Annotated in this window: 1 protein-coding gene; it reads right to left on the bottom strand. The window is 72.5% G+C overall.

Annotation, left to right across the window (positions count from 1 at the left end; genetic code table 11):
- Positions 1–3: 3 nt before the first annotated feature.
- Positions 4–1,125, bottom strand: a 1,122-nt coding sequence (locus FV230_RS28595) for a polysaccharide biosynthesis/export family protein (RefSeq protein ID WP_147844761.1), incomplete at its 5' end; no start/stop codon positions are given.

The following is a 1,125-nucleotide window of genomic DNA, read 5'->3' as shown; positions in this document are numbered from 1 at the left end:
CGCCTACCGTGAGTAGGCGTAGACGGAGGCTGCGGATGCGACGGGGCCTGCGACGGTGGAGAAGACGCTGACGACCTTGGAGACTTCGGTGAAGGGGGCGTTGGAGACGTAGACGAGGTCGCGGTTTCGCATGCGGAAGGCCTGGGAGGTGAACAGGCTGTTGGGGTCGCGCATGTCGATGCGGTAGACCACCGGGACCACGGGTGTGGTCAGGAGCGGCGAGGCCGGGTTGAGGCGGCGCACGACGGCGGCCGGCTCGAAGCGGAACACGAAGGTGCCGGCCGGGTCGGCCTGGAAGTCGGACAGGCCGCGGGCCTTGGCCAGGGCCTGGGCGAGCGTGATGCCCTCGGCCGAGAACGGCAGCTCGGTGGCGTTGCCGAGCGCGCCGACCGCCAGGAAGGTCTGGGGGTCGCGCACCAGGGTGAGCACGTCGTTGGGGCGCAGGTAGATGTTCTCGCGCGGGTTGGCCACCAGGGTCGTCATCGGCACGGTGGTGGTGCGGTCCCCGCGCGAGAGGCGCACGAAGGTCTCGGAGACGGGCGAGCGCACGCCGCCGGCGGAGGCCACGACGTCGAGGAGGCGGTCGCCGCCGGTCGACAGCGGCAGGCGGGCGCCGGCGACCGCCTCGCCGGTGACGGTGACGGCCTGGGAGATCGGCTTGGTGACCGAGACCAGCACCTGCGGCTGGATCGCCTTGCCGGCGAGCTCGTTCTCGATCAGCGTCTGGACGTCCTGGGTGCGGCGTCCGGCGACGTGGATGCGCCCGGCATAGGGCACCGAGATCGCGCCGTCGCGGCCGACGGCCTGCTCGGGGATCAGCGCCGACTTCGAGCCGGCGGAGAAGCGATCGGCGACGAGCGGGCCGGAGAACAGGCCGCCCGACCCGGCCTCCCAGACCGAGACCGAGACGTAGTCGCCCACCCCGATTACCGGCTCGATCGAGGGGCGCTTGTCGCCGAAGGAGGCCAGCAGGCTGTCGAGCGGGCGCCCGCGCAGGGCCTCGATCACCGCCGGGGTCACGTCCACCAGCTCGTAGCGCGCCAGCAGCCCCTCCGGCGTCGACAGCTCCGCCCCCGCCTCCACGGCACGCGCCGTCGGACCCGAAGCCGGAAGAACCGAGCAGCC

This window comes from Methylobacterium sp. WL6, assembly GCF_008040095.1.
GTDB lineage: Bacteria > Pseudomonadota > Alphaproteobacteria > Rhizobiales > Beijerinckiaceae > Methylobacterium.
The sequence above is the reverse complement of the archived record's forward strand: the minus strand, read 5'-3'. Positions and strand labels throughout refer to the sequence as shown.